Source organism: Streptosporangium longisporum, from assembly GCF_039534895.1.
In the GTDB taxonomy this organism is placed as follows: domain Bacteria; phylum Actinomycetota; class Actinomycetes; order Streptosporangiales; family Streptosporangiaceae; genus Streptosporangium; species Streptosporangium longisporum.
In genome coordinates this window covers 61,367-83,442 of sequence record NZ_BAAAWD010000026.1, presented here as the reverse complement: position 1 = coordinate 83,442, position 22,076 = coordinate 61,367, and the positions used below count along the sequence as shown (strand labels likewise).

Below are 22,076 nucleotides of genomic sequence, written 5' to 3'. Positions count from 1 at the left end.
AGCATGCCGAGGGTGAGCAGGCTGATCCCGACGAGCAGCGGCAGCATGAAGTCCATCCCTCTGCGCCGCCGTCGGCGCGGAGTGCCGTGCACGCTGACGTCCAGGGCGAACATGCCGGTGTAGTGATCCGTTCACCGCGACGCCATCAGCAGGGCGGCGCCGTCGTGGCGGCGGCCCCGCGTACCCGCAGGCTGAACCACAGGGCCGTCGTCGCCGCGGGCCACCGCGATGACCAGGGACAGCGCGACCAGCAGGGGGTCGTAGCTCACGTGGGCGGACATGTTCATGGCCGCCATGCCCAGGTAGTGCATGCCCGCCACGCCCCAGGCCGTCAGCGCCCGCCGGCCAGGAGCGCGCCGTGCCGCTGTCGGGCCGCGAGACCAGGAAGAGGCCTGCGCCGACGACGACACGACGGCGAGAGCGCGGAGGCGACGGTCAGCGGGACTCGTAGGCGGATCGACGTCCCCCGGACGTCGAAGCCCATCATCGCTATGAAGTGCATCACCCAGATACCGGGGCCGCCGATGGACAGGGCCGCGCCGATGAGCCAGAGTGCGCGTGAGCCGCCCTGCGCCCCGCGGGCCCGTGCGGCGAGCAGCAGTCCCAGCAGCGAGCCGATGCTCGACATGATGTAGGAGGCGACCGGAGTGACGAGCCCGTAGGCGAAGTGATCGATGGGGGACATGACGGGCTCCTGGCGGAAGCGGAGGAATGGAACGTGCCAATACGGGCCGAGCGACCGGCGCGTGTGACGTCGACGGAGGTCTCCGCATGTGACGAGCCGACCGCCCGGGCAGTACGAGGAGTGCTCACCTTACAGTTGTCACGTTCCGAAAGGCCATAATGGAGTTATTGACAATGCCTTAACTGATCACTGTACGTATGTTCCGTTCACACCTTGTCAGACTCAGGAAGGAGGCGGGTCGATGGCCCCGCCCGCCGCTCGAGGCCTGGAGGCACTGCCTCCGATATGGCCGGAAGATCGATACGAGGTCGTCTGCGAACGCGACGACCCGCCCGGCGCCACCCGTGACCGCTACCGGTTCCCGCAGTACGCGGGTGCGTTCCGCCCGCGAGCTGGAGACGGCGGGACTCGCCAGGCGGGTGCGCGTGGTCAGGCTGACGGACGGGGTGGTGATCTACGACCGGGTCGAGGGGCGTCGAGCTGTCCGCCGACCGCTGGTGACCCCCCGGTGCCCATCCGATGATCACTCGGTGTGCGCGCGGTGCCGGCCGCCCGTCGCGGCCGGGGGATGGGGCTGCCCGGCGGTGAGCGGTTGCCGAGTACTGTCGGACGGTGATGAGTCACGACACGCGGACGGGTGAGCGCTGGGAGTTGCCGTGGGCGGATCCGTGCCGCGACCCGGGACTGAGGGGGACGGCGGACCGGTTTCGAGGGGCGGGCGAGGATGCTCGCCGGGCTGGCCGAGGCCAGCCACCTGAGCGCGCTGGAGCAGCTCCCCGCCCTCATCGCGGAACACGCCGCCTACGCCGGCCTGCGGGACGTGCTGATCTACCTTGCCGACCTCCAGCAGGAGGTGCTCCGGCTGGTGACCGGCAAGGGACTCGCCGCCGGCGCCGACGCGGAGCCGGGGCGGCCGAGCTGCGGATCGACGGGACGCTGGCCGGGCGCGCCTTCCAGGAGGTGCGCATGCTGGCCGGGCGGGCTCGGGGAGCGAGGAGCACCGGTGGTGGGTGCCGCTGCTGGACGGCACCGAACGCCTCGGCGTGCTGCGGATCAGCGCCCCTCCGGGTGACGGGCGCGCTCAGGAGGACATGCGGCACCTGGCGTCGATGGCCGCGCTCCTGCTGGCCAGCAAACGCCAGCAGAGCGACTCCTACGCCCGGATGGTACGGACCCGGCCGATGAACGTCGCGGCCGAGATGCAGTGGAACCTGCTGCCGGCGCCGATCTCGCCAACGACCAGGTGGTGATCGGGGCCGCGCTCGAACCGGCGTACGAGCTCGGCGGTGACGCCTTCGACTACGCGCTGGCCGGTGAGACCGTGCACCTGGCGGTCTTCGACGCGATGGGCCACGACGCCTCCGCCGGCTGACCGCCAACCTCGCGGTCGCGGCCTGCCGTAACCACCGTCGCCAGGGGGCCGACCTGATCGAGGTCAGCAAGGGCATCGAGAAGGTCCTGGTGGACGAGTTCGGCGCGGCCAACCGGTTCGCCACGGCCATCCTGGCCAGCCTGAACGTGCGGACCGGCGTGTTCACCTGGGTCAACCGCGGCCACCACCCGCCGGTGGTGATCAGGAACGGGCGCTGGGTCACCACCCTGCACTGCCCGCCCGCCCACCCGGTGGGCCTGGACCTCGACCTGCCGGTGACCCAGTGCAAGGAGCAGCTGGAGCCCGGCGACCGCGTGCTCATCTACACCGACGGCATGACCGAGGCCCGCAACCGGGACGGCGAGGAGTTCGGCCTGGAGCGTTTCATCGACTTCATCATCCGCTACAACGCCGACGGCCTGCCCGTGCCCGAGACCCTGCGCCGCCTGGTGCGCAACATCCTGAAATATCACGACGGGATGCTCCAGGACGACGCCACCGTGCTGCTCGTGGAGTGGCGCGGCGGGTCCCAGGACAGGCTGCACCTCTAACGGGGGACGCGGGCCCGACCAGGGGGTGGCGGGCCGATCAGGGGGTGGCGGGCCGATCGGGGTGGCTGGCCGATCAGGAGGTGGCGGACGCCGTGTAGGGGCTCTCGCCGTTCCTGATGGCCGCGAGCATCCGGTCCGTGTGCCCGCTCACGACCCGGTGCAGGCCGTGACCGAAACTCACCCGCGCCACCCCGAGATCCGCCAGCTCGGCCAGGGACGGCGTGCCGGGACGGAACAGGACGTTGACCGGTCCGTCGATCCGGCGGACCAGCTCGCGGATGATCCCCGCGTCGGCCGCGAAGATCGGGTAGACGCAGTCGGCGCCGGCCTCCAGGTAGAGGTTGCCCCGCCGTACCGCCTCCTCCAGCCGCTCCTCGTCGCCACCGGTGCCGTTGAGGAAGACATCGACCCGCGCGTTGATCACCAGGTCCGTCCCGGCGGCCACGGCCGCGGCCCCGGACGGCTCGCAGCAGACCGGCCTGCTCGTCCGCGCCGACCGGGGCTCCGGTACGGGGGTCGGAGTCCTCCAGGTTGCAGCCGCAGGCCCCGGCGGCGGCGAGCCGCCCGGCCAGCTCGGCGGGCTCCAGCCGGTAGCCGCGTTCCATGTCGGCGGTGACGGGCAGGCTCACCGACCGGCTGATCCTGGCCACCGCGGCCAGCATCTCCCCGGCCGGCGTCTCCTCCCCGTCCTCGTACCCGAGCACCGAGGCGACCGCGGCGCTGCCGGTGGCGATCACCGGGAAGCCCGCGGCCTCGACGGCACGGGCCGAGGCCGCGTCCCAGACGTTGGGCACCACCAGCGGGCGGCCCGGCACGTGCAGCGCGCGCAGCTCCGCGGCCTTTTCTCCGGCCGCCGGGACGCCGCCGCTCTCGTCGTCGATCGAAACGGTCATGGAGAAGACCCTAGGCCAGAGGGCGGGCCGCACCGAGAGCCAATCCCGCCCCGGCCGACCGGACCACTTCGGCCCGAGGAGACCCCGAGGACCCGGGACCCCGGGGCTCCGGGACTCCGCGGCCCGCCGGTGTCGTCCCGGGGGACCGGTCAGTCTTGTGAGCGCCGTACGGCGGACACGAAGAAACCCCCCGCCCCGGACAGGGGCGAGGGGTTCTTCGAGGCTCTCCGGGGCTCTCCGGGCGCGGTCAGGCGCTCTTGCGGCGCTGGGCTCGCAGGATCGCCAGGCGCTCGTTGAGCACCTCCTCCAGGTCCTCTATCGAGCGGCGCTCCAGCAACATGTCCCAGTGCGTCCGCGGGGGCTTGGCCTTCTTGGCCTCCGGCAGCTCGCCGTCCACCCGCAAAGCGGTCGCGCCGCACATACGGCACTCCCAGGTCGCCGGAATCTCGGCCTCGGCGGCGAGCGGAACGTCGAATCGATGGCCCTTCGGGCAGGTGTAGGACACCTCCTGGCGCGGGGCCAGATCGGTGTTGCGGTCGTTCTCGTAGCTGGTCGCCCCGAGCCGGGTACCGCGTAGCGCACGCTCGCCCATGTCTGAATGCCTCCTGAGGGCCCCGTCGTAGGGGTTCGTCTCCCACGGCGTACAACGCTTGATACCGTGTGTGGATTCCCACAGACGGGGTGATCCAATCGCACGTTCTTGACCCGGTCTGCGCGGAGCCCCTTTCCGGAGGCGTTCTCAGATGCGTTCGGGCACCTCGTTCCCGGCCGCCCTGATGGCCTTGGGCAGGTCGATCAGGGCGAGCAGCACCAGGCCGAGCACGAAGAAGATCACCAAAGAGATGATTCCCAGGCGATAGCTGTCGGTCAGCTGGAGCGCCAGGCCGAGGGTGAACGAGCCGAGGAACGTCGCCCCCTTGTCACTGATCTCGTACAGGCTGTAGTACTCCGCCTCCTTGCCCCGCGGGATCACGTGGGAGAACAGCGACCGCGACAGGGCCTGCGTGCCGCCCATCACGATCGCGATGGCGAAGCCCAGCCCGAAGAACGCCGCCGCCGACCCACGGGGCAGGAAGTAGGCCACGGCCACCACGACGATCCAGGCCACCAGCGCCACCATCACGACCCGCTTGGCCCCGTAGGAGGCGGCCAGCCGGCCCAGCAGCAGCGCCCCGAAGAACGCCACGAACTGCACCATCAGGATCGCCGCGATCCGCACCGTCTGGTCCAGCCCGAGCTCCTTGTCGGCGTAGGTGGCCGAGAAGGAGATGACGGTCTGCACGCCGTCGTTGTAGATCAGGTAGGCCACCAGGAAGCCCAGCGTCAGCGGGTAGCGCCGCAGCTCCCTGATCGTGCGGCCCAGCTGGCGGAGGCTGCCGGTCACGGCCCGGCCGGCCCTCTCGGTGCCGGGGGAGGCCACGTGCCGGTTGCGCAGCCGCAGCAGCGGGATGATCGTGAACCCGCCCCACCACAGGCCCGCGGACGCCAGGGCGATGCGCACGGCGTCGCCCTCGGTGACGCCGAAGGACTCGTGGTAGAGGAAGAGCCCCAGGTGGACGGCGAGCAGCAGGCCGCCGCCGAGGTAGCCGAACCCCCACCCCCGGGCGGAGACCCTGTCGCGCTCGTTCGCCGTGGCGATATCCGGCAGGAACGAGTTGTAGACCACGAACGCGGCCGCGAAGGCGACGCTGGAGACGAGGAACAGCGCGCCGCCCAGCAGGTAGCGGTCGCCGGAGAGGAACCAGAAGCACAGGGTGGCACCGGCGCCGAGGTAGGCGAACAGGCCCAGCAGTTCCTTCTTGCGGCCGGTGTGGTCGGCCAGCGCGCCCACGACGGGCATCAGGAGGATCTGCAGGATCGCCGCGGCCCCCACCACGAAGGAGTAGTAGGCGCTGGGCCGCACGTCGAACCCGAGCACGTCCACGTACGGGCGGCCCTGGGCGGCGGTCTCGGCGATCGTCGTCAGGTACGGGCCCAGGAAGACCGTCAGGACGGTGGTCGGGAAGGCGGAGTTCGCCCAGTCGTAGAAGTACCAGCCGCGCTGCTCCCGGAGGCGGGAGGCCGGGGTCTCCTCGACGGCCTGTGCTGAGGTCATGGGGGGTCCTCGGTTCGCTGGGGGAGAGGGATCACGATAGGAGCGGGGACGGGCCGGTCACGCGGCCATGCGGCCGGGATGCCACTGGCCCCGGGAGCTCAGCACGTCGCGCAGCCCGGAGATGTTGTCGGTCATCAGGCCGTCCACGCCCAGGTCGAGCAGGCGCCGCATCACCGCGGTGTCGTTGACGGTCCACACGTGGACCTGCATGCCCAGCGCGTGCGCCGTGCGGATCAGGGCGGGCGTGGTGATCCGCAGGCCGCGGAACCCCACCGGGACCTGCGCGCACGGCATCCCGGCGCGGGCCAGACGGGCGAGCAGGCGGCCGTACCCCGAGGTGGTGGCGGCGGCGCGCAGGGTCGCCACGCCGCGCGGTCCCAGCGCCGAGCACACGTCGCGGCCGACCGCGGCGCGGGCCCGCTGGAGCCGCTCCTCGGAGAAGGAGGTCAGGCAGATCCGGTCGTGCGAGGAGGTCCTGCGGATCGCCTCGGCGAGCGGGGCGATGGCCGCCGCCTCCTTGACGTCGATGTTGAAGCGCGCCTCGGGCCACGAGCCCAGCAGGTCCTCCATCAGGGGGATCTCGTCCACGCCGCCGATCCGCGCCTGGCGCACCAGCCGGTACGGCAGCTCCGCGATCCGGCCCCTGCGGTCGGTCACCCGGTCCAGGGTGTGGTCGTGGAAGGCCAGGAGCACCCCGTCGGCGGTGGCGTGCGCGTCGGTCTCCAGGTACGTGTAACCGAGCCTGACGGCGCGCTCGAACGCGGCGAGGGTGTTCTCCCTGCCCTCGGCGGCCCCGCCCCGGTGGGCGAAGGCCAGCGGGCCGGGGTGTTCGAGGAAGGCGTAACGGCGTTGCACGTGCAGGAGTATGCCCCCTGCGGGCCGGGCGCGTCATCGCGCGCGGGTGAACGTTTGGGTCACGGGCTCCGGAACCGGACCCTGAAACCCTCTTTGCCCGGTCCTGACCGGAGCCGGGAATGAAGAGAGGATCTGGGCGTCCACGGCGGGCTCCGCCGTGGGCCCGTTGCGGTTTTCCGGGGGCGCGGCGACGCCGGAGCCGGGATCCGTGGGAACGGAGACCACGCATGAGCAGAGCACACGACCGGACGAGGCTGGCGGGCACGGCGGGCTACTTCGACGACCGCCTCGGGGCGGGCAACTTCGTCAAGCGGAACATCCGGAAGGTCTTCCCCGACCACTGGTCGTTCCTGCTCGGCGAGATCCCGCTCTACTCGTTCATCATCCTGCTGCTGACCGGCACGTTCCTGACGTTCTTCTTCAAGGCCAGCATGCTGGAGATCCCCTACGAGGGGGCCTACGCCCCGCTGCGGGGCGTCACGATGTCCGAGGCGTACGCCTCGTCGCTGGAGATCAGCTTCAACGTGCGCGGCGGCCTGCTCATGCGCCAGATGCACCACTGGGCGGCCCTGCTGTTCATCGGCGGCATGATGATCCACATGCTCCGGGTCTTCTTCACCGGGGCCTACCGCAAGCCACGCGAGATCAACTGGCTGATCGGGGTGGCGCTGCTGGCGCTGTCGCTGTTCGAGGGCCTGACCGGGTACTCCCTGCTGGACGACCTGCTGTCGGGGGCGGGCCTGCGGATCACCGCGGGCGTGGCGCAGTCGCTGCCGATCGTCGGCACCTGGCTCACGTTCTTCCTGATCGGCGGCGAGTATCCCGGCGACGACGTCATCGGCCGGTTCTACACGATCCACATCCTGCTGCTGCCCGGTGTCCTGCTGGCGCTGATCACCGCGCACATGATCCTGACGTGGGTGCTCAAGCACACCCAGATGCACGGCAAGGGACGCACCAACGACAACGTGGTGGGCGGGCCGTTCCACCCGTCCTTCCTCGCCAAGTCGGGCGCGTACTTCATGTTCACCTTCGGGGTCATCGCGCTGCTGGGCACCTTCGCCCAGATCAACCCGGTCTGGCTGTTCGGGCCCTACCGCCCGTCCGACATCGGCGCCGGGTCCCAGCCCGACTTCTACCTGGCGTTCCTCGACGGGTCGCTCCGCCTGACACCCGGCTGGGAGATCAACTTCCTGGGCTTCACGCTGCCGATGAGCGTGATCCTGCCGGCGCTCGCCCCGATAGGCCTCATTCTGGCGGGCCTGGCCCTCTACCCCTTCGCCGAACGCTGGATCACCGGTGACAGCCGCGAGCACCACATCGCCGAGCGTCCCCGCGAGAACCCGCACCGCACCGCGATCGGCATGGCCGCGATCACCTTCTACGGCGTCCTGTGGCTGATGGCCTCCAACGACGTGATCTCCGCCTACTTCCGCCTCTCGCTGAACGTGATGATCGTCATCGGCCGGGGCCTGGTCTTCGTCGGCCCCGCCCTGGCGTACTACATCACCTACCGGATCTGCCTGGGCCTGCAGCGCAGGGACGCGGCGAGCCTGGGGCACGGCGTGGAGACGGGCGTGATCCAGCGCATGCCCACGGGCGAGTACGTCGAGGTGCACGTGCCGCCCAACGAGGCCGTCGAGGCCCGCATCCGGGGCAAGGAGCCGATCCCGGTGATCAGCCCGGCCTCCGGGGTCACCGGGGAACGTCACGGCGGCTCCGGCGACGGCGGCCAGGGGGTGGCGTCCGGTGAGGGACAGGGCCGCATCGCCCGCCTCCGTGCCCTGATGAGCAGGACCTACGGCGGCGAGAAGGTCCCGCTGGACGGCGAGCGGGACGGCCACGACGGGAACGGCCACGGCACGCGGAAGGCCGGTACCCGGGAGATCGGCATGGGGGAGGACGGGAGCGGCGGGCACGCGGCCGTCGGCTCGGGCCCGGGGGAGGACCGGCCCCCGCCCGGCTGACCGTTCAGGGCCGGGGTTCGGGACCTCGGATCGGGAACCGGATCCCCGGAGCGGGGGGCGTGGTGGGGTCCCCCGGAGCGGGAGCCGCGGCCGGGACCGTGCAGGATCTCGCGACGGGGGCCGTGGTGAAGTTCGCGGCCGGGGCCTCGCCGGGAGCGGGCCTCATTCCTGGGGCGCCGCCCTGCCGGCCCACTCCTGGCGCCGGACCTCCGCCAGCGCGATCGCCGCCGCGACCGCGACGTTGAACGAGCCGACCCGGCCGACCTGCGGGATGTAGCAGACGCCGTCGGCGGCCTCCAGCAGCGCGGGGGAGCAGCCGTGGTCCTCGCTGCCGACCACCAGGCAGACGTCGCCGCCGAGCTTCGCTGCCGACAGCGGGACCGCGTCACCGGTCAGTTCCACCGCGACCACGGTGAACCCGTCCTCCTTCGCGGCCCGTACGGCCTCCAGCACCGGGACCGGCTCCTCCCAGGCCACCAGGCGGTCGGTGCCCAGCGCGGTCTTCTGCGCCTTGGGGTTGGTCGGCGGGGTGGCGTTGCCCGCCAGCCAGATCCGCTCCACCCCGAAGGCCGCCGACGTGCGGAAGATGGAGCCGATGTTGAACGGGCCGGTCACCGACTCCACGATCAGCGCCAGCCGCCCCTCGGTGCTCCTCCGCCAGCCCCGGTTGAGGCGCTTGACATCGGTCGGGCGCAGCTGCCTGCGCGGGTTCGCCGTCATCGGTCGTTCACCGTTCCTCGTCGTTCCTCGTCGTCGCGCGGGCGTTCCGCGCCCCGCCCATGATCGTCCCGCTCGCCGTCACCGGGTCCCGTCACGGCCGCGCTCCGGCCTCCGCCCGGGCGTGCACCCGCAGGATCCGGTACGACGACCGGGAGGCCGCCCGCTCGGTGGGCCAGCCCCGCTCGTTCAGCCAGCGCTGCAGCGAGTCCGAACCCAGGTGCTTCTGGACCACCAGGTGGGCGACACCGTCCGGGGTGAGGCGCGACAGCCAGCGGGTCAGCATCTCGTGCATGGCGGCCTTGCCGATCCGGATCGCCGGGTTCGACCAGATGGCGGAGAACCGGACCTCGGGCGGGACCTCGTCGGCGTGCATGGACCTTACTTTGTCAAGGCCCGCGGCCCGGGCGTTGCGCGCGCACAGGTCCACCGACCTGCGGTTGACGTCCACCGCCCAGACGGTCGCACCCGGGGCACGCGAGGCCATGGTCAGCGCGATCGGCCCGTATCCGCAGCCCAGGTCGAGCAGGTCGCCCTCGGCGGGCGGCGCCGGGACGCTCTCCAGCAGGATCCGGGTGCCCTGGTCGACGCGCTCGGCCGAGAACACCCCGCTGTCGGTCTCCAGCCTCAGGTGAAGGTCGGGGAGCACGAGCGTGACCGAGCCGGGACGGCCGGCGGCCTCGGGACGCTCCTCGAAGTAATGTGCCACGGCGTAGAACGTTACCAACGGCCGGGACCGGCTCAGGGCAGCCGCGACCCCAGCAGCAGGGCCGCCGCCGCGGTCAGCAGCCCGGCCAGGATCGCCGCCACCACGAACCACTGGGTGATCTCCTGGCTGACCGTCCGGTACCCCAGCGAGGAGCCGATCTGCTCGTAGACCTCCTGCAGCTGGCTGCCCGACTCCGCCTCGTAGGCCCGGCCGCCCGTCCCGTCCGACAGGGTCTGCAGCGTGACCTTGTTCACCGGCACCTGCACGTCGCGGCCGTCGATCGAGACGGTCCCCTCCTGGGTGCCGTACGCGATCGTGGAGACCGGCACCCGCACGTTCTTCGCCGACTCGATCGCCTCGGCCACCGAGCGGCCCGAGGTGTTGTCCCCGTCGGAGAGCAGCACGACCGCGGCGGGCGGCGGGTCGGTCACCGCCTGCTGGTCGAAGGAGCGCAGCGCCTCCAGGGAGCTGAACACCGCCTCGCCGATGGCGGTGCCCGCCCGGGTGCCCAGGTTGCCGATGGAGGTCACCACCGCCTGGTGGTCGGTGGTCGGGGAGACCACGACCGAGGAGGAACGGGCGAAGGCAACCAGTCCGACGTTGAAGCGCTCCGGCAGGTCGGAGACGAACTTCTGCGCCGCCTCCTTGGCGGCGGTGATCCGGTTCGGCCGGACGTCGTCGGCCTCCATGGACAGCGAGACGTCCAGCGCGATGATGATCGTCGCACGGTCGCGGGGGACCCGCACCGAGTCGGCGGGACGGGCCGCGCCCACGATCAGCAGGATCATCATGACCATGAACAACGCGGGCGCCACGTGCCGGCGCCGGCCCGGCCCCGACGGCACCACCAGGTCCAGCAGCGGCAGGTTGGTGAAGCGCAGCGCGTAACGGCGCCGGGCGAACTGGGCCGCCACGTACCCCGCCACGAGCAGGGCCAGCGCGGCGAACAGCCAGAGCCATACCGGAGAGAGAAAGGTCACCGTGTCGCTCCCGACCTCGGAGGCCGATGGGTCACGTGCGCCATGCGCCGCTGCCGCAGGACGAACTGGGCGATGTCGAACACCCAGTCGCGGTCGGTGCGCAGCACCAGGTGGGCCACCCCGCAGCGGCGCAGCGCCACCTGGTTGGCCATGCGCTGCGTGGCGGCGGCCTCCGCGTACGCCCTGCGGATCCTGGGGGTCAGCCGCACCTGGCGGCTCCGCCCGGACTCCGGGTCGGTCAGGGTGACCAGGCCCACCGCGGGCAGTTCCAGCTCGCGCGGGTCGATCACCTCGACGGCCAGCACCTGGTGGTGGGCGGCCAGCCGGCGGATCGGCCGCTCCCAGGGCATCTCCAGGGTCGCGTCCAGGGTGGGCTCGGCGTCCAGGAAGTCGGAGACGATCACCCGCAGGCCGCGCCGGCGCCGCGCCGAGGCCAGCACCTCGATCCCCTCGGCCAGATCGGGGGCACCCGCCACGACCCGGCCCCTGGGGGCCTCCATCAGCGAGTGCAGCAGGCCGTACAGGGCCGGGCGCCCACCCCTGGCGGGCATCCGGTGAATGTACTCGTCGTGCAGGACGTAGGCGCCGAAGCGGTTGCCGATCCGGCCCGCCAGGAAGCCGATCGCCCCGACCGCGGCCACGGCCAGGTCGCGCTTCTCCATGCCCGAGGTGCCGAAGTCCATGCTGGGCGACAGGTCGGCCAGCGCCCAGGTCTCCAGCTCCCGGTCGGCGATCAGGTCCCGCACGTGCGGGACGGTCGTCCGGGCGGTCACCGCCCAGTCCATCCGCCGGATGTCGTCCTCCCCGGGCACGTACCCCCGGCTGTCGCCGAACTCGCTCCCCGGGCCCGGCAGGAGCCCCTGATGGGAGCCCTGCAGCAGGCCGTCCAGACGGCGGACGATGGTGAGCTCCAGGCGCCTCAGGGCGTGTTCTGTGTTCATGGCGCCGCTTCGCGTCGCGGTTCGGCCGCTCTTATCCGGCTCCTTCCCTCGTCGAGGGGAGTCGCTCGTTCCTCGCGATCCTCCTCTCCTCGGTCCAGTCGCCGGCGCGGCCTCACGGGGGTCCCCGGGGGAGGCGGGGGGCACGGCCTTGTTCATGGCGCCGCTTTGCGGCGCGGTGAGGCCGCTGGGATCCGGCTCCTTCCCTCGTCGAGAGGGATCGCTCGTTCCTCGCGAGCCCTCCCTCCTCGGTCCAGTCGCCGGCGCGGCCTCACGGGGGTCCCCGGGGGAGGCGTGGGGCGCGGCCTTGTTCATGGCGCCGCTTTGCGGCGCGGTGAGGCCGCTGGGATCCGGCTCCTTCCCTCGTCGAGAGGGATCGCTCGTTCCTCGCGAGCCCTCCCTCCTCGGTCCAGTCGCCGGCGCGGCCTCACGGGGGTCCCCGGGGAGGGGAGTGTGGGGCGCGGTCTCGGGGGCGGAGAAGTGGGGGGTGCCCTGGGGGTGATGCTCGGGGCGGGTCACCGGGGGCCCTGGTTCCAGACGACCAGGGGCGGGGGCACGGCGGTCAGGATCTGGCGGACCACGTCCTCGGGGTCGATCCCGTCGGCCAGGGCGTCGAAGGTGAGCATCAGCCGGTGGGACATCACGTCCACCGCCACGTCCCGGATGTCGTCGGGGAGGAGGTAGTCGCGGCCGCGCAGCAGGGCCAGGCCGCGCCCCGCGGCGACCAGGCCGAGGGTGGCGCGGGGGCTGACGCCGATCTCGATGTTCTCCTCCAGCTCGGCCAGGCCGTACTCGGCGGGGGAGCGGGTCGCCATCACGAGCCGTACCACGTAGTCCGCGACGAGTTGGTGGACCGAGACCTGGTCGGCCATCGCCTGTAGCGCGGACAGTCGTTCGGGGTCGAGCACCGCCCTGGGGGTGGGCGGGGTCACGCTCATCCGGTGCAGGATCTCCAGCTCCTCGTGGGCGCTGGGGTGGGTGACGCTCACCTTGAACAGGAACCGGTCGCGCTGCACCTCCGGCAGGGGGTAGACGCCCTCGGACTCGATCGGGTTCTGGGTGGCCAGCACGATGAACGGCCTGGGCAGCGGATGGGTCTGACCGGCCAGGGTCACCTGCCGCTCCGCCATCACCTCCAGCAGCGCCGACTGCACCTTGGCCGGGGCCCGGTTGATCTCGTCGGCGAGCAGGAAGTTCACGAACACCGGACCGAGCTCGACGTCGAAGGCCTCGCGGGAGGGGTGGTACACCCGGGTCCCCACGATGTCGCTGGGGACCAGGTCGGGGGTGAACTGGATACGGGCGAACTCCCCGCCGACCACGGTGGCCAGCGTCGAGGCGGCCAGGGTCTTGGCGACCCCGGGCACGCCCTCCAGCAGGCAGTGCCCCCGGGCGAGGAGTGCGACGAGCAATCGCTCCACCATGTGGTCCTGCCCCACGATGACCCGCCGGACCTCGGTCAGGGCGTCGCGCAGCAGTCCGGTGTCGGTCTCGCTCGGCAGTTCTTCGGCGACGGTCATGCCGGTATTCCATCAAATGAAATGACCGTTCGCACGGCGGGCCTGCCGGGTGTCCGGCGCGGCGCGCCCGGCGTGCCCCCGGCGTGTACCCGGCGGGCGTCGCGGGACGGGTTCCGCGCCGGTCCGGGGCCGTCGCGCCGGTGTGCTTTCATGTCAGACGTGGCCACTCCGCTGCAGTACGGCGACCCGCCCCGGCTGGGGCCCTTCCTCCTGCAGGCCCGCCTGCGCGTGGGACCCGCCGGGCTGGTCTACCTGGGGCTGGCGCCCGACGGCCGGGCGGTCTCGGTCGCGGTGCTGACCAAGGGGGCCGCGCTCGACCCGGCGGCCAGGGACCGCTTCGTCACCGGGGTGCGCGACGCGATGGCCAGCCGTTCCGGTGTACGGGGGTGGATGTCCAGGGCCTCGCGCGGGCGCACCGCGGTGGCCGACACGCTCCCGCAGGTGCTGGCCATGGACGGCGGGAACGCCCCCTGGGTGGTCACCCCGTACGAGCCGGAGCGGGCGGGGGCCGAGAGGTTCCTGGAGCCGGTGCTGGTCAGCGGCACGCTGATCGGTGAGCGGCACGGCCCGGACTTCGCCCCGCACTGGGTGGGCGACCGCTCGCCCGCGCTGCCCCCGCCGCCCGAGGGTGCGCCGCCCCTGACCGAGACGCGCCGGTCGGTGGTCCTGGCCGGGGTGGTGCTGACCGTGCTGCTGGCGCTGCTGGCCGTGATGGTCTGGCTCCTGCTGCGCGGGGACGAGGAGGTCGACGAGCCGCGCAGGCCGCTGCCGTCCACCGTGTTCGTGCCGACCCCGCCGCCGGTCCCGACGACCACCGCGCCCGGCCGGCCCACCCCGTCGCCGTCGCCCAGCCAGAGCGGGAGCGGTACCCCGGGCCCGCAGGAGGGGGAGGGCGGCGACGACGAGCCCATCTGAGGTCGCCGCCGGGGGTGCGGGACGGGGGATGAAGGCCGTCCGTCCGGGATGTGTCCTTCTGCGGATGGCCGGTTCACGAGGTGACCGGCGTGGCCGGAGGGTTCGGGGGGTTCGGGGGGTTCGGGGACGGGGCGGGGAGGTGGCCGGGGCGCCGGGAGGGCAGGAGCAGCGCGGGCAGCGCCGCGAGGGCCAGCAGCGCCACCGCCCACCAGTAGGTGTGCTGGAACGCGCCGGCCCGTCCGGCGGCGTCCACCATGCTCACCGTGCCCGCGGCGCCCGCGGCGCTCGCGGCGCTCGCGGTGCCGGCCGTACTCGCCGCGCTCTTGACGGCCGACGCCAGCACCACCGGCAGCAGCGCCGTGCCGAGCGAGGTCCCGACCTGGGAGACGATGTTCAGCAGGGTGCTGCCGGAGGGCACGTCGTCGGCGGGCAGGTTCCGGGTCGCGGCCGTGCTGACCGGCATCATCACCATGCCGACGCCGGCCCCCATGAGCATCATCGCCGCGCACAGCCACCAGTAGGACGTGTCCGGCCCGAGCAGGGCGGTGAAGGACGACAGGCCGAGGACGGCCAGCGCGATGCCGGAGACGACCACCAGCCGGGGGGAGACCCGGTCGATGCGCCTGGTGGCGACCTGCATCGAGACGCCGACGGCGACGGCCAGCGGGGCGCCCAGCAGACCGGCCTGGGTGGCCCCGAGGTCGCGGACCGTCTGGTAGTACATCGGCGTCAGCAGCATCGAGCCGAAGTAGCCGCAGGGGAACAGGGTCATCGTGGCCAGTCCCGCGGCGAAGGTGCGTTCGCGGAACAGGCGCAGCCGCAGCAGCGGGTCACGGGCGGTCAGGCCGCGGACGACGAACGCCGCGCAGAGCAGCAGCCCCGCGACGGCCGGCAGCAGCACCCCGGGCGCGGCCAGGTCGCCGCGCTCGCCACCGGTGGACAGGCCGTAGATGAGCAGGGCCAGTCCGGGCGAGAGCATCAGCAGCCCCGGCACGTCCAGCCGCCGGGCCGGTCGCGGCTCGCTTGGCGGCAGCAGGCGCGCGGCCAGCAGCAGCGCCACCGCGCCGACGGGCAGGTTGACCAGGAAGATCCAGTGCCAGGAGGCGGCGTCGATGAGCCAGCCGCCCAGCACCGGCCCGCTCACCGGCCCGACCAGGACCGGGATGCCGAGCATGGCCATCGCCCTGCCCATCCGTTCCCGCTGCGCGGTGCGGATGACCATCGCCATGCCGACCGGCATCAGCAGGCCGCCGCCGAGCCCCTGCAGCACCCGGAACAGCACCAGCGTCTCGATGCTCCACGCGAGCGAGGCCAGGACGGAACCGAGGGTGAACAGGACCAGCGCGGTGAGGTAGGCGCGCCTGGCGCCGAAGCGGTCCATGACCCAGGCCGCGGCCGGGACGACGGCGACGAGGGCGAGGGTGTAGCCGGTGGCCACCCACTGGACGGTGGCGAGCGGCGCGCCGAACGCCACCGCCAGCGGGTGCACGGCGACGTTGACGATGGTGATGTCCAGCACGGACATGATCGAGCCGGTGACGACGACCAGCAGGGTCCCGGCCAGGCCGGGGGTGGCCGCGGCCCCCCGGACGCGGCCGGTGGCGGTGCTCATCCCGCCGTCACTCGCCGTACGGGTGCTCGGCGCGGGCGGCGCGCAGGGCGCGGCCCCACCACAGCAGCTGGTCGACCATGTTCTTGGCGGCGCTCTCGCACACGGCCGCGTCCAGCGGCCTGCCGTCCTCGTCCAGCCCGGACCAGGGCCCGTGCAGGCTGACCGTCTCCCGTACGGTCATGGCGTGCAGTTCGGCGAATACCTGCCGGAGCTGTTCGACGGCGCGCAGCCCGCCGCCCACCCCGCCGTAGGAGACGAAGCCGATCGGCTTGGCCTGCCACTGGGTGAAGTGCCAGTCGACGAGGTTCTTCAGCGAGGCCGGGAAGCTGTGGTTGTACTCCGGGGTGACGATCACGAAGGCCTCGGCGTCGGCGAGCCGGGGGGTGACCTCGGCCAGCGCCGCCTGGGTCGAGGGGGCGGGGACGGGCAGGCCGTCCCAGTCGGGCATGGACACCGGAAGGTCCAGGCCGGCGACGTCGATGACGTCGAGTTCGAGATCGGTGCGTTGCCCCGCCTGGCGGACGAACCACTCGGCGACCGACGGGCCGACGCGGCCCCCGCGGGCGCTTCCGACGATGACGGCGACCCGCAGGGGGGCCTGGTGGCCGGTCGCGGGCTCGGTGACGTGGACGGTTGTGGACATGGATGTCTCCTGGATCGTTCTCGTGGTGACGCGGCCGATCGCGCTCGCTCCGCTAAGATACAACGGTGGTTGCACTAATAACAACGAGCGTTGTAAAAAGCTGCGTCGTACGGGAGGGGGAGCGATGAGCGACACGGAGCCCGCGGGCCGGGAGACGGCCCGGCCCCGGCGTGGCCGGGCGGACAAGGCGGCGGCGATCGTGCGGGCGGGATGCGAGGTCTTCGGGCGGGACGGGTACTCCCGGGCCACCGTCGACCTCATCGCCGCCCAGGCGGGCGCCTCGACCCGCACCCTCTACAACCACTTCCCCGGGGGGAAGGAGGAGCTGTTCCGCTCCGTGATGCAGTGGAGCGCGGGCCGGGTCAGGGACGAGCAGCTGGCACGGCTGCGCAGGTACCTGGATCCGGAGCGTCCCCCCCGTCCCGAGGACCTGGAGCGCGACCTGCTCGCCCTGGCCCGTTCCTGGGTGAGCCTGATGGCGGACTTCCGCGACCACTTCTCGATGGTGCGGCACATCTACGCCGAGGCCGGGCACGTCCCGGCCGAGGCGCTGGAGGCCTGGCAGGAGGCCGGGCCGCGCGCGGTCATGCGCGGGGTGACCGAGGCCATGACCGTGCTGGCCGGGCACGGCCTGATCGACGCGCACGGCGACCCGGCGCAGGCCGGGGAGCACTTCATCGCGCTGGTCACGACCGACATCCCGCCCCGGTCCTACTGGGGTCTCAGTCCGCTTCCGCGCGAGGAGACCGACCGGCTGACCGCCTCGGGGGTGCGGGCCTTCCTGCGGGCGTACGGCGCGGCCCGCTGAGGAGGCCGCCCCAGGCCGAACCGGGCTGCCCTAGGTCCTGTTTCGTGGATCATCTGAGCCAGAGCAGTAGGCAGGCGATGATCACGGCCGATCGGTAGTGGGCGGCGAGCTTGTCGTAGCGGGTGGCGATGCCTTTGAAGTGCTTGAGCCGGTTGAAGCAGCGTTCGACGACGTTGCGCCGCTTGTAGCGGATCGGGTCGAAGGCGTGGCGGCGGTGTCCGCGGCGGGCTCGTCCGGCCAGTTGGTCGGCGCGCTCTGGGATGGTTGCACCGATCTTGCGTCGACGGAGGTAGGTGCGGATGGTGCGGGAGCTGTAGCCCTTGTCGGCGATCACATGGGCGGGCCCGGGGCCGGCCGGCGCCGGTGCGGGGCACGCGAATGGCCTCCATCACGGCGGTGAACTGGGTGCAGTCGTTGATGTTGCCGCCGGTGAGGACGAACGCCATCGGCAGGCCGCGCCCGTCGACAGCCAGGTGGATCTTGGTGGTCAGTCCGCCGCGCGAGCGCCCGAGCGCCTGTCGGCCCTGATGGATCTGACCGGGTTGCTGCCCCGGTGTGCCGTGATGGGTCCCCCTTTACGGGCACCGGCGGCGTGCTGGTGGGCGCGCACGATGGTGGAGTCCACGCAGATGACCGACCAGTCGACCTGGCCGATCGCATCGTCATGGACCTGGACGTATTCCAGCAGCCGGGCGAAGGTCCCATCGGCTGACCAGCGGCGAAACCGCTGATAGATGGTCTGCCAGGGACCATAACGCTCGGGGACGTCGCGCCAGTCGGCGCCGGTGCGGATCTTCCAGACGATGCCGTTGAGCACCTGGCGGTGATCACGCCAGCGGCCACCACGCTCGGGATTGGCCGGTAGCAGGGGCTCAATACGCGCCCAGGCGTCATCGGTGAGTTCATGGCGACGGACCATGGGCTCTATCGAGCCACACCATCGAGCTTTTAGCAGGAAAACCCGTCAATAGCCGGGAGTGCGAGGGGGCGGAAGGTTCCTCATTCGAGGTCCAGGCGATGGCCTCACAAGCACGGCGCGAGCGCGAGCCGCACGCAGCACAAAAGCTGTGTGAGGCTCATGCTCAGCGTTCAGTGATCCACGAAACAGAACCTAGGCCGAACCGGGTCGAACCGGGCCGGGGCGGGTGAACGGTGGCGAGGCCGCCGGGACGGGACGGATCGTGACGCGCGGCCCGTGCCCGGAAGGTGGGGAGTGGAGGCTGTACCTACTGGTATGTACACTCGTCGTATGAGCGCGTCGGAAGATCTCATCGCCAGCACCCGCGAACTGCTGTGGGAGCGCGGCTACGTGGGCACCAGCCCGCGGGCCATCCAGCAGCGGGCCGGGGTCGGCCAGGGCAGTATGTACCACCACTTCTCCGGCAAGCCGGACCTGGCGCTGGCCGCGATCGGCCGTACCGCCGAGGAGATGCGGGCCGCGGCCGAGGCCCGGCTCTCCGGTCCCGGTACGGCGGTCGAGCGGATCACCGCCTACCTGCGGCGCGAGCGCGACGTCCTGAAGGGTTGCCCGATCGGCCGCCTCACCCAGGACCCGGACGTGATCGCCGACCCGGCGCTGCGCCGTCCGGTCGAGGAGACCTTCGCCTGGCTGCGCGACCGGCTCGCCGGGGTCCTGGCCGAGGGCCGCGACCGCGGCGAGCTGGCGGCCGGGCTCGATCCGGTCGCCACGGCCTGCGCCGTCGTGGCGGTGCTCCAGGGCGGCTACGTGCTGGCCCGTGCCGCGGGCTCCGCCGAACCGTTCGGCCAGGCCGTCGACGGCGTGCTGGGGCTGCTCGCCGCCCACGCCCGTCCCGGCGCCTGACCCGCGCGTCCCCTCCACCCCGGCGACGAGACGAAGGCAGGCACATTCCGTGTACGCCGAGCAGTACGAGATCACCCTGCCCGCCGACTACGACATGCGGATCATCCGCGAGCGGGTCGCCCGCGCCGGTCACCTGCTGGACGACCGGGCCGGGCTGGGGCTGAAGGCCTACCTGATCCGCGAACGCGGCGTCGACGGCTCCCCGGTCAACCAGTACGCCCCGTTCTACCTGTGGAACGACGCCGGCGCGATGGCCCACTTCCTGGTCGGCGGGGGCGGTTTCCAGGGCATCGTCCGCGACTTCGGCCGCCCGCCCGTCCACCACTGGACGGGCCTGGCCGTCGTGGCCGGGCCCGCCCGCGCCACGGTCCCGGCGGCCGCCTCGCGCCACCTGGCCGCGCTCCCCGCCGGCCCGGACCCGGACGCCACCGGCCTGGGCCTGGCAGAGCGGATCGCGCGGGAGACCGAACGGCTGCACACCCTGGCGCGGCGCGAGGGCGTGCACACCGCGGCCCTCGCCCTCGACCCCCGGGACTGGCGGCTGCTGAGGTTCGTGCTGTGGCAGGACGCGGTCCCCGGCGACGAGGACGCCGCCGAGCGGTACCAGGTGCTGCACCTGTCGGCGCCCGGCCTGGACGATCTGGCCGGTATGACCGACATCACCGTCCCACGGTAGGCCGGTGCCGACGGGCGGCGGGGCCGGAGTCCCACGGGGGCCTGCCCCGCCGGTGGCGGCGCCGCGAGGACGACGGAGCGGTGATTCCGGCCGAAGAGGCTGGTAAGGAGCCTCTGACGGGGTAGAGGCGCGCCCGTGAGCGAACTGACGCAGAGTGACCCGGCCGAGCCCGGCATCACGCGCAGGCGGCGCGGCAGGGGCTTCAGCTACCACCACCCCAACGGGACCGCGGTGCGCGACCGCCGTACCCTCGACCGGATCAGGGCGCTGGCCCTGCCGCCGGCCTGGACCGACGTGTGGATCTGCCGGTCACCCGGCGGCCACATCCAGGCACTCGGCACCGACGCGGCGGGACGCAGGCAGTACCGCTACCACGACCGGTGGCGCCAGGAGCAGGACCGGGCCAAGTTCGACCGGGTACGGCGGATGGCCGAGCGGCTGCCGAAGTTCAGGGAGCGGGTGGCCGAGCACCTGGAGCAGGAGGGGCCGACCCGCGAGCGGGTGCTCGCCGCCGCCGCGCGGATGCTCGACATCGGGTTCTTCCGGGTGGGCGGGGAGGCGTACGAGTCGTTCGGGCTGGCCACGCTCAGGATGGAGCACGTCACCTGCTCGGCGGGCCGGGTCTCGTGCGCCTACCCGGCCAAGAGCGGCAGATTCCGCGAGCTGGAGATCATCGACGCGGACGTGTGCAAGGTGATCACCGAGCTGCACGACGCCGCGGACGATGGGGAGCTGCTGCGCTACCGGGACGGCTCCCGCTGGGTCGACGTGCGCAGTGACGACATCAACGCCTACCTGCGCGAGACGCTCGACTTCGAGACCTCGGCCAAGGACTTCAGGACCTGGCACGCCACGGTGCTGGCCGCCGTGGGCCTGGCCGTGTCGGCCCGGGCCCGGTCCAGGACCGGCAGGATACGGGCGGTCAACCGGGTGATCGCCGAGGTGGCCGAGTACCTGGGCAACACCCCCGCGGTGGCGCGCGCCTCGTACGTGGACCCGCGCGTGATCGACGCCTACCACCGGGGCAGGACCGTCGCCCGGGCGCTCGGACGGCTGGGCGCCGAGAGCGACTTCGGCCAGCTGGCCACGCACGGCGCCATGGAGCGGGCCGTGCTGGCCCTGCTGCGCGGGCGGTGAGGAGGCTCTCGGCGCCACGCGGACGCCGAGGGCATGATCGGCGATCGTGCGGGAATGGGGCCGGAGAGATCGAGACCCGACACGGGAGAGGTGATCGAGCGATGCCGGCACGTGAGGAGCTTCCGACCACTCTGCAGCGGTCGCCGAAGAAGGCGCAGGAGACGTGGATCAAGGCCCATGACTCCGCGGTGGAGAGCTACGGCGAGGGGGAACGGGCGCACCGCACGGCGTTCGCGGCGCTCAAGCACTCCTTCGAGAAGGTCGGCGACCACTGGGAGGCCAAGGAGAGCAAGGGCCCCTCGGACGCCCGCGCCGCCAAGACCAGGCCCACCTCGGGAAAGACCGCCGAGGGAGTGGACGCCAACGCCTCCAAGCGTCACCTGTACGAGGTGGCCAAGCGGCTCGGGGTCGAGGGGCGCTCCACCATGACGAAGGAGGAGCTGGTCTCGGCCATCCAGAAGGCCAACCGGCGGGCCACGGCGAAGGCCCGCTGAGACCGCGCCGGCTCGTCCGGCACAGACCGGGCCGGCCCGTCCGTCCGGCACAAATCGGGCCGGTCCGTCCGGCACAGAGCGGGCCGGCTGACCCGCAAGCGCATCCCCCGTACCGAGGTCTACACCCAGGCGCGCCGACGGAGGACGAGGGGCCGGGGCGGGATTCCTGCGTCCCGGCTCCTCGTTCTCATGTCCCCCGCGGGCCCCTCTGCGCACGGGAGGGCCTTCCGGCCTGAGAGAAACCATCGGTCAAGGCCGCCCGATTTTTCTCCTCAAAAGGTATGAATGCCAATACAGCGGGCACGCGATCCTCACCTTGAGCTATCGGTATTGAGCCTTTCTCACCCACCTGGATCGCCATGCCTCTTAAGAGCAACGTCATCCCGATCATCCACTGGTCCCGCCGCTCGTCCTGTCTGAACGAGGATCCCGAGCTGTTCTTCCCGGTGTCCTACGAGGGGCCGGGCCGGGAGCAGTACGAGCAGGCCAGGGCCGTGTGCCGCCGCTGCCCGGTGCGGGGACGCTGCCTTGAGTACGCCATGAACACCCAGCAGATGGACGGCGTCTGGGGCGGCACCACCCCCGAGGAGCGCAGGGCCGCGCTGGCCGGGTCGAGGCGCCGCCAGGCCAGCAGGTAGCGTCCCGGGACCGGCGTCGAGGGCGGCGTCCCGGACCGGCGGCGGTGGT

The 22,076-nt window shown here is 72.2% G+C and carries 25 protein-coding genes and 2 pseudogenes; 12 read left to right on the top strand and 15 right to left on the bottom strand.

What is annotated here, in order from left to right; all coding sequences use genetic code 11:
• Window positions 1-131: 131 nt before the first annotated feature.
• Both ABD832_RS37705 and ABD832_RS37700 read right to left on the bottom strand, forming a co-directional pair.
• Window positions 132-311, bottom strand: a complete 180-nt coding sequence (locus ABD832_RS37705) for an MHYT domain-containing protein (RefSeq protein WP_344906110.1) — start codon at window positions 309-311, stop codon at window positions 132-134.
• Between the two features lie 20 nt (window positions 312-331).
• Complete coding sequence (locus tag ABD832_RS37700) at window positions 332-685, bottom strand: MHYT domain-containing protein (protein ID WP_344906098.1); 354 nt, start codon at window positions 683-685, stop codon at window positions 332-334.
• Between the two features lie 724 nt (window positions 686-1,409).
• Between ABD832_RS37700 and ABD832_RS37695 the strand changes: the two genes are divergently transcribed.
• From ABD832_RS37695 to ABD832_RS37680, 4 genes are read left to right on the top strand one after another with little or no spacing between them, the layout of a single operon-like run.
• Window positions 1,410-1,757 (top strand): hypothetical protein, encoded by a 348-nt coding sequence (locus ABD832_RS37695; RefSeq protein ID WP_344906095.1) that lies wholly within the window; start codon window positions 1,410-1,412, stop codon window positions 1,755-1,757.
• 19 nt (window positions 1,758-1,776) lie between these two features.
• Entirely contained in the window at window positions 1,777-1,935 is a 159-nt protein-coding gene (locus ABD832_RS37690) for a hypothetical protein (protein WP_344906092.1), read from the top strand.
• Window positions 1,932-2,057 carry a hypothetical protein gene (locus ABD832_RS37685; protein WP_344906089.1) on the top strand — a complete coding sequence of 42 codons (126 nt, stop codon included), beginning with the start codon at window positions 1,932-1,934 and terminating at the stop codon, window positions 2,055-2,057. The genes ABD832_RS37690 and ABD832_RS37685 overlap by 4 nt, the downstream gene beginning before the upstream one ends.
• On the top strand, window positions 2,054-2,608 hold the full coding sequence (locus ABD832_RS37680) for a PP2C family protein-serine/threonine phosphatase (protein ID WP_344906107.1): 555 nt from the start codon (window positions 2,054-2,056) through the stop codon (window positions 2,606-2,608). Before ABD832_RS37685 ends, ABD832_RS37680 begins: the two co-directional genes overlap by 4 nt.
• 73 nt (window positions 2,609-2,681) lie before the next feature.
• On the opposite strand, the gene ABD832_RS37675 is transcribed toward ABD832_RS37680, so the two are convergent.
• From ABD832_RS37675 to ABD832_RS37655, 5 genes and pseudogenes are all read right to left on the bottom strand, one after another.
• The gene (locus tag ABD832_RS37675) at window positions 2,682-3,053 is read right to left on the bottom strand and encodes an isocitrate lyase/phosphoenolpyruvate mutase family protein (RefSeq protein WP_344906086.1); all 372 of its coding nucleotides are present in this window, start codon (window positions 3,051-3,053) and stop codon (window positions 2,682-2,684) included.
• 70 nt (window positions 3,054-3,123) lie between these two features.
• Window positions 3,124-3,501, bottom strand: a pseudogene (locus ABD832_RS37670) (isocitrate lyase/phosphoenolpyruvate mutase family protein); the annotation flags it as partial.
• A 247-nt stretch (window positions 3,502-3,748) separates the two neighbouring features.
• On the bottom strand, window positions 3,749-4,093 hold the full coding sequence (locus ABD832_RS37665; RefSeq protein ID WP_344902851.1) for an RNA polymerase-binding protein RbpA: 345 nt from the start codon (window positions 4,091-4,093) through the stop codon (window positions 3,749-3,751).
• Between the two features lie 147 nt (window positions 4,094-4,240).
• Complete coding sequence (locus ABD832_RS37660; RefSeq protein WP_344902848.1) at window positions 4,241-5,596, bottom strand: MFS transporter; 1,356 nt, start codon at window positions 5,594-5,596, stop codon at window positions 4,241-4,243.
• Between the two features lie 57 nt (window positions 5,597-5,653).
• Entirely contained in the window at window positions 5,654-6,451 is a 798-nt protein-coding gene (locus ABD832_RS37655) for a glycerophosphodiester phosphodiesterase family protein (protein ID WP_344902845.1), read from the bottom strand.
• A 227-nt stretch (window positions 6,452-6,678) separates the two neighbouring features.
• Between ABD832_RS37655 and qcrB the strand changes: the two genes are divergently transcribed.
• Window positions 6,679-8,418 carry a cytochrome bc1 complex cytochrome b subunit gene (gene qcrB, locus ABD832_RS37650; protein ID WP_344906083.1) on the top strand — a complete coding sequence of 580 codons (1,740 nt, stop codon included), beginning with the start codon at window positions 6,679-6,681 and terminating at the stop codon, window positions 8,416-8,418.
• A gap of 162 nt (window positions 8,419-8,580) precedes the next feature.
• Here the strand turns inward: qcrB and ABD832_RS37645 are convergent, their stop codons facing one another.
• The 5 genes from ABD832_RS37645 to ABD832_RS37625 all read right to left on the bottom strand — a co-directional run bounded on the left by ABD832_RS37645 (window position 8,581) and on the right by ABD832_RS37625 (window position 13,282).
• The gene (locus ABD832_RS37645; protein ID WP_344906080.1) at window positions 8,581-9,138 is read right to left on the bottom strand and encodes a TrmH family RNA methyltransferase; all 558 of its coding nucleotides are present in this window, start codon (window positions 9,136-9,138) and stop codon (window positions 8,581-8,583) included.
• Window positions 9,139-9,229: 91 nt separating this feature from the next.
• Window positions 9,230-9,844, bottom strand: a complete 615-nt coding sequence (locus tag ABD832_RS37640; protein ID WP_344906077.1) for a class I SAM-dependent methyltransferase — start codon at window positions 9,842-9,844, stop codon at window positions 9,230-9,232.
• A 32-nt stretch (window positions 9,845-9,876) separates the two neighbouring features.
• Complete coding sequence (locus tag ABD832_RS37635; RefSeq protein WP_344906074.1) at window positions 9,877-10,824, bottom strand: VWA domain-containing protein; 948 nt, start codon at window positions 10,822-10,824, stop codon at window positions 9,877-9,879.
• Complete coding sequence (locus ABD832_RS37630) at window positions 10,821-11,765, bottom strand: DUF58 domain-containing protein (protein WP_344906071.1); 945 nt, start codon at window positions 11,763-11,765, stop codon at window positions 10,821-10,823. The genes ABD832_RS37635 and ABD832_RS37630 overlap by 4 nt, the downstream gene beginning before the upstream one ends.
• A gap of 512 nt (window positions 11,766-12,277) precedes the next feature.
• The gene (locus tag ABD832_RS37625) at window positions 12,278-13,282 is read right to left on the bottom strand and encodes an AAA family ATPase (RefSeq protein WP_344906067.1); all 1,005 of its coding nucleotides are present in this window, start codon (window positions 13,280-13,282) and stop codon (window positions 12,278-12,280) included.
• A 150-nt stretch (window positions 13,283-13,432) separates the two neighbouring features.
• Here ABD832_RS37625 and ABD832_RS37620 point away from each other — a divergent pair, with 150 nt between their 5' ends.
• Window positions 13,433-14,197, top strand: a complete 765-nt coding sequence (locus tag ABD832_RS37620; RefSeq protein ID WP_344906064.1) for a hypothetical protein — start codon at window positions 13,433-13,435, stop codon at window positions 14,195-14,197.
• Window positions 14,198-14,270: 73 nt separating this feature from the next.
• On the opposite strand, the gene ABD832_RS37615 is transcribed toward ABD832_RS37620, so the two are convergent.
• Both ABD832_RS37615 and ABD832_RS37610 read right to left on the bottom strand, forming a co-directional pair.
• The gene (locus ABD832_RS37615; protein ID WP_344906061.1) at window positions 14,271-15,809 is read right to left on the bottom strand and encodes a DHA2 family efflux MFS transporter permease subunit; all 1,539 of its coding nucleotides are present in this window, start codon (window positions 15,807-15,809) and stop codon (window positions 14,271-14,273) included.
• A gap of 7 nt (window positions 15,810-15,816) precedes the next feature.
• Complete coding sequence (locus tag ABD832_RS37610) at window positions 15,817-16,452, bottom strand: NADPH-dependent FMN reductase (RefSeq protein ID WP_344906058.1); 636 nt, start codon at window positions 16,450-16,452, stop codon at window positions 15,817-15,819.
• 124 nt (window positions 16,453-16,576) lie between these two features.
• Here ABD832_RS37610 and ABD832_RS37605 point away from each other — a divergent pair, with 124 nt between their 5' ends.
• Window positions 16,577-17,260, top strand: a complete 684-nt coding sequence (locus tag ABD832_RS37605) for a TetR/AcrR family transcriptional regulator (RefSeq protein ID WP_344906055.1) — start codon at window positions 16,577-16,579, stop codon at window positions 17,258-17,260.
• A gap of 49 nt (window positions 17,261-17,309) precedes the next feature.
• Here the strand turns inward: ABD832_RS37605 and ABD832_RS37600 are convergent.
• Window positions 17,310-18,179, bottom strand: a pseudogene (locus tag ABD832_RS37600) (IS5 family transposase).
• A gap of 330 nt (window positions 18,180-18,509) precedes the next feature.
• Between ABD832_RS37600 and ABD832_RS37595 the strand changes: the two are divergent.
• From ABD832_RS37595 to ABD832_RS37575, 5 genes are all read left to right on the top strand, one after another.
• Window positions 18,510-19,082, top strand: a complete 573-nt coding sequence (locus tag ABD832_RS37595) for a TetR/AcrR family transcriptional regulator (RefSeq protein ID WP_344906052.1) — start codon at window positions 18,510-18,512, stop codon at window positions 19,080-19,082.
• Between the two features lie 49 nt (window positions 19,083-19,131).
• On the top strand, window positions 19,132-19,758 hold the full coding sequence (locus ABD832_RS37590; RefSeq protein WP_344906049.1) for a DUF4865 family protein: 627 nt from the start codon (window positions 19,132-19,134) through the stop codon (window positions 19,756-19,758).
• Between the two features lie 135 nt (window positions 19,759-19,893).
• Complete coding sequence (locus tag ABD832_RS37585; protein WP_344906046.1) at window positions 19,894-20,895, top strand: DNA topoisomerase IB; 1,002 nt, start codon at window positions 19,894-19,896, stop codon at window positions 20,893-20,895.
• Window positions 20,896-20,996: 101 nt separating this feature from the next.
• Complete coding sequence (locus ABD832_RS37580; RefSeq protein WP_344906043.1) at window positions 20,997-21,389, top strand: ChaB family protein; 393 nt, start codon at window positions 20,997-20,999, stop codon at window positions 21,387-21,389.
• 359 nt (window positions 21,390-21,748) lie between these two features.
• A complete protein-coding gene (locus ABD832_RS37575) occupies window positions 21,749-22,027 on the top strand; it encodes a WhiB family transcriptional regulator (RefSeq protein ID WP_344906040.1) in 279 nt (92 codons plus the stop codon).
• Window positions 22,028-22,076: the final 49 nt, after the last annotated feature.

Coding starts and splice junctions, on each gene's coding strand:
- ABD832_RS37665 (WP_344902851.1), bottom strand. CDS start 4,093: ATGGGCGAGCGTGCGCTACGCGGTACCCGGCTCGGGGCGACCAGCTAC.
- ABD832_RS37605 (WP_344906055.1), top strand. CDS start 16,577: ATGAGCGACACGGAGCCCGCGGGCCGGGAGACGGCCCGGCCCCGGCGT.
- ABD832_RS37615 (WP_344906061.1), bottom strand. CDS start 15,809: ATGAGCACCGCCACCGGCCGCGTCCGGGGGGCCGCGGCCACCCCCGGC.
- ABD832_RS37660 (WP_344902848.1), bottom strand. CDS start 5,596: ATGACCTCAGCACAGGCCGTCGAGGAGACCCCGGCCTCCCGCCTCCGG.
- ABD832_RS37705 (WP_344906110.1), bottom strand. CDS start 311: ATGCACTACCTGGGCATGGCGGCCATGAACATGTCCGCCCACGTGAGC.
- ABD832_RS37645 (WP_344906080.1), bottom strand. CDS start 9,138: ATGACGGCGAACCCGCGCAGGCAGCTGCGCCCGACCGATGTCAAGCGC.
- qcrB (WP_344906083.1), top strand. CDS start 6,679: ATGAGCAGAGCACACGACCGGACGAGGCTGGCGGGCACGGCGGGCTAC.
- ABD832_RS37700 (WP_344906098.1), bottom strand. CDS start 685: ATGTCCCCCATCGATCACTTCGCCTACGGGCTCGTCACTCCGGTCGCC.
- ABD832_RS37610 (WP_344906058.1), bottom strand. CDS start 16,452: ATGTCCACAACCGTCCACGTCACCGAGCCCGCGACCGGCCACCAGGCC.
- ABD832_RS37595 (WP_344906052.1), top strand. CDS start 18,510: ATGAGCGCGTCGGAAGATCTCATCGCCAGCACCCGCGAACTGCTGTGG.
- ABD832_RS37695 (WP_344906095.1), top strand. CDS start 1,410: ATGCTCGCCGGGCTGGCCGAGGCCAGCCACCTGAGCGCGCTGGAGCAG.
- ABD832_RS37575 (WP_344906040.1), top strand. CDS start 21,749: ATGCCTCTTAAGAGCAACGTCATCCCGATCATCCACTGGTCCCGCCGC.
- ABD832_RS37620 (WP_344906064.1), top strand. CDS start 13,433: ATGTCAGACGTGGCCACTCCGCTGCAGTACGGCGACCCGCCCCGGCTG.
- ABD832_RS37625 (WP_344906067.1), bottom strand. CDS start 13,282: ATGACCGTCGCCGAAGAACTGCCGAGCGAGACCGACACCGGACTGCTG.
- ABD832_RS37630 (WP_344906071.1), bottom strand. CDS start 11,765: ATGAACACAGAACACGCCCTGAGGCGCCTGGAGCTCACCATCGTCCGC.
- ABD832_RS37690 (WP_344906092.1), top strand. CDS start 1,777: ATGCGGCACCTGGCGTCGATGGCCGCGCTCCTGCTGGCCAGCAAACGC.
- ABD832_RS37580 (WP_344906043.1), top strand. CDS start 20,997: ATGCCGGCACGTGAGGAGCTTCCGACCACTCTGCAGCGGTCGCCGAAG.